The sequence below is a fragment of the Kitasatospora sp. NPDC059973 genome (assembly GCF_042737525.1).
In the GTDB taxonomy this organism is placed as follows: Bacteria; Actinomycetota; Actinomycetes; order Streptomycetales; family Streptomycetaceae; genus Kitasatospora.
In genome coordinates, this window is sequence record NZ_JBHWUI010000320.1 from 1 (window position 1) to 4,136 (window position 4,136).

Below are 4,136 nucleotides of genomic sequence, written 5' to 3' on the forward strand. Positions count from 1 at the left end.
CTCCCCGCCGCGGGGCGGGGGCGCGGGGGGGGCGGGCCCGGGCCCGCGCCGGGGGGGGGGCCCCGCGCGGGGCGCCCCCCCCCCCCGGGGGGGGGGGGGGGGGGGGGGGGGGCCCCGGCCCCCCCCGGGGGCCCCCCCCACGACGGCGGGGTTCCGATCCGCCCGGACGGCAGTGCCGACCGGATCGGGTGCCGACCGGGGCCGCACCCCGTCGTGCGCCCGGTGACCCCCGCCGAACAGACGGCCTCCGGATCAGGTCAGATCTGCTGCCAGAGGGCCGGGACGATGTTGGGCTCCCAGCCGACCTGGGCGGTGTGGCCCTGGATGCAGCGGTAGCTGACACCGTTCCAGGTGACCACGTCACCCGCGCTGTAGGTGGTGCCCGGCGTCCAGGTGCCGCCCGGGTTGCCCGGGTCGGTGCCGACCACCAGCGAGTACGTGGTGCTGTGGGTGGCCGAGCCGGTACCGGTCACCGTGATGGTGTAGGTGCCGGCCTGGACGCCGGAGCCGACCGAGACGTTCAGCGTCGCGGAGGAGCCGGACTGCACCGAGGACGGGCTGACCGACACGGTGACCCCGCTGGGCGCGCCCGAGGCGGTGAGGTTCACCGTCTGGGCGGAGCCGGAGGTGGTGGCGGTGGAGACCGTGGCGCTGGTGCTCCCGCCCGGGAGGGCGTTGCCGGTGGTCGGGTTCACCGCGACCGAGAAGTCGTTGGTCGGGATGGGCCCGGTGCCGACCGAGGTCTTCCACAGGGTGTACGCGACGCCGTCGGCGCTGCGGTCCAGGGCGGTGGCGTTGATGTTGCTGGCGGTGTCGCACGCCTGGTGGTAGCAGGAGTCGTACGCCCGGTTGGCGGTGCCGCCCCACTTGGTCGCCTGGGCCGGGGTCTTGACGGCGCTGGCGCCGGCCGCGTAGCCGGAGGTGGGGATGCCGCCCTGCTGGAAGGAGTAGTCGTCGGAGCGGCCCTGGCCCTCGACGTTCTCCTCGGGCTGGATGCCCAGGGAGTCCCAGTAGGCCTTCATCGGGGCGGAGGTGGCGGAGCCGATGTTGTTGATGAAGTAGCCGGCGTTGGGCGAGCCGACCATGTCGAAGTTGTAGTAGCCCTTGATGGCGCTGCGCTGGGTGGAGCCCAGCTGGTTGACGTAGTGCTGCGAGCCCTGCAGGCCCTGCTCCTCACCCGTCCACCAGGCGAACCGGACGTGCCGGGTCAGGGTGGGGTTCTGCTGGGCGAGGGTCAGCGCGTTCTCCAGCAGGACGGCGGAGCCGGAGCCGTTGTCGTTGATGCCCGGGCCGGCGGCGACGCTGTCGAGGTGGGCGCCGAACATGGTCACCTGGTCGGCCGGGCCGCCCGGCCAGTCCGCGATCAGGTTGTTGGAGCTGTAGGTGCAGGAGGTGCAGGTCTGCTCGCTGACGGTGTAGCCGGCGGCCTGCAGCTTGCCCTTGATGTAGGCGAGCGACTGGCCGTGGCCGGCCGAGCCGGCCCGGCGGTTGCCGCCGTTCTGCGAGGCGATCGTGTTCAGCTGGGCGAGGTGCGCCTGGACGTTGGCGACGCTGACGTCGGGCACGCCGGGGTTGGGGTTCCCGTTGCCGACCGTCAGCGTGTACTGCGCGCTGTGGGTGGCGGAACCGGTGCCGGTCACCGTGAGCACGTAGGTGCCGGGGGTGGCCGAGGAGGAGGCCGAGACGTTCAGCGTCGCGGAGGAGCCGGCCTGCACGGAGGACGGGCTGACCGAGGCGGTGACGCCGGCCGGGGCGCCGGAGACGGCCAGGTTGACGGCCTGGGCGGTGCCCGAGGTGACCGCGGTGCTCACCGTGGCGCTGGTGGCGGCGCCGGGCTGCACGGAGCCGGCGGTCGGGTTGACCAGCAGCGAGTAGTCGTTGGTGCCGGACGGCGTGCAGGTGGGCTCGCCGCTCTGGGCGGGGACGCTGATCGCGTCCCAGGCCGCCTTGGTGCGGGTGAACAGGCCGCAGCCGGGGTCGAGGCTCTTGGCCGCGGTGAGCGTGGTGACCCGGTACTTCTTGTAGGTCATGCCGCTGGTCTTGAGCAGCATGCCGCCGTAGAAGATCCGCCCGGCGTCCTTGATGCCGACGCCGGTCACCGAGGAGTTGTTGCAGGTCGGGCTGGTGGGCTTGCCGCCGCCCGGGTTGGAGCCCTCGGAGAGCAGGTAGAACCAGTGGTTCAGCGGGCCCGCCGCCGCGTGCACCTCGGTGCTCGGGATCGAGGAGGAGTAGCAGTTGGGGTTGTTGCCCACCAGCGAGGGGTTGTACATGTTGCGGATCGGCCCGCTGCCGACCAGGTTGATCATCTCGCCGACGGTGTAGTCCGGGTTGTCGTACGGGGACGGCTCGTTGGCGTACGCCTCGGTCAGCGCGCCGAAGATGTCGCCGGTGCCCTCGCCGAGGCCGTTCTCGTTGTTGGCGCCGCCCGGCGTGTACTGGTCGATGCCGTGGCCGAACTCGTGGCCGACCACGTCGATGGAGGCGATCCACTCGTTGGCGTTGTTGTGGCCGATCGAGACGGAGGAGCCGTCCCAGTAGGCGTTGACGTCGTTCAGGCCCACCTTGACCGGCCAGCTGCCGCCGTTGCCGTTGTGGCCGTTGCGGCCCAGCCAGTCGCGGAGCATGTCCCATTCCTTCTGCGCCGCGAACATCACGTCGGCGCAGCCGGTCTCCTTGCTGGTCGGGTTGCCGGTGCCCCAGGAGTCGCTGGACTTGGAGAACACCTGGCCGGAGCTGTAGTCCGCACAGCTCAGCCCGGACCGGCTCGGGTCGCGCAGCGAGTAGGTGCTGCCCGAGGCGGTGGTGTTGATGGTGACCGGGGCCGGGCCGTTCCACTTGCTGTTGGCGGTACCGGCCTTGACGTCGTCGTAGCTGTCGATCACCTCGCCGGTGCGGGCGTCGACGAAGACGTGCAGCCGGCTCGGGGCCGCGCCGGTCCGGCCGGTGAGCACGGTCTCCCAGGCGAGCCGCCCGGTGCCGTCCTGCACCTTGACCACCAGGCGGCGGGTGTCGACGCCGTCGACGGCGGCCAGCCGGGTGCGCGCGGTCTTCTCCGCCTGGGCGGCGCTGATCGCGGCCTTGGTCGGGCCGCCGACCGGACCGGTGGCGGCGGACTGGAGGCCGCGGACCTTGCCCTGGCCGTCGGCTATGACGACGGCGTCGCCGCCGACCACCGGCAGGCCCTGGTAGGTGCGCTCGTAGGCCACGGAGTAGAGGCCGCCGAGCCACGGGGTGACGGACTGGCGCTCGTAGGTCTCGCCCGGGCCCTTGGCCAGGGCGTCCAGGCCCGCCGCGGCCGCCTGGTCGGCGGCGGAGACGGCGGCGGCCAGGGCGCTCGGCGGCGCGCTGACGGCCGGGCCGGGCTGGGCGGCGGCCTGTCCGACCGCGGTGGCGGTCAGCATGCCGGCCAGGACGGTCAGGGTGGTTCCCGCCGTCAGTAATCTGCGTTTCATTCCGAGGCTCCTCGAACGTGGGGGTGCTCGACCGCGGACGACGTGCCTGTCTGGCGCTCACCGCGGGGCCGCATCGGGGGACGGCCGTTGCGGGCGTCCGCGCTCGGGTGCCGGAACACTCACATGCCGTCATGCCCCGGTCAACGGCTGCGGCATGGCTTCCGTGCAGTTGGCAAGTTCTGTCAAGCTGCGGGTTTTGTGAAGAGGTTGAGACCAAGAGGTTGAGACCACCTCATGTACGGAGCCCGCCCGGTCCAGTACCGTCCTGTCCATCGGAAGGACCGGAACCGACTCGGGAGGGCAGCCCCGTGCACCGGAGCCACACCGACGTACCGTCCGTCGGTCCGCCGCCGGCCGACCCGCTCTGGCGCGCCTTCGGCGCCCGGCTGCGGCACTGGCGCCGCCGGGCCGGCCTCACCCAGGCGCAGCTCGGCGCCGAGATCGGCTACGACCACACCGCCGTCAGCAAGCTCGAACACGGCGCCCGCCGGACCACCCCGCGGATCGCCGAGCGGCTGGACGGTCTGCTCGGCGCCGGCGGCGAACTGCGCACCGCCTGCCTGCGGGCCGAGGAGGGGGAAGCGGGGGAGTGGGACCGGCCCGCCCCGGCCGCCCCGCCGGCCCCGTCCGGACCGGCCGGCTGGGCCCGCCCGCCACTGCCGGGCGGCCCCGCCGCCCCGCCCT

The 4,136-nt window shown here is 73.3% G+C and carries 2 protein-coding genes; one reads left to right on the forward strand and one right to left on the reverse strand.

Annotated elements, in window-relative coordinates:
- Positions 1-257 precede the first annotated feature (257 nt).
- A complete protein-coding gene (locus ACFWA9_RS38550; RefSeq protein ID WP_380394150.1) occupies positions 258-3,452 on the reverse strand; it encodes a M28 family peptidase in 3,195 nt (1,064 codons plus the stop codon).
- A gap of 308 nt (positions 3,453-3,760) precedes the next feature.
- Here ACFWA9_RS38550 and ACFWA9_RS38555 point away from each other — a divergent pair.
- Positions 3,761-4,136 (forward strand): helix-turn-helix domain-containing protein (locus tag ACFWA9_RS38555; protein WP_380394152.1); only part of this gene is annotated, 376 nt, incomplete at its 3' end.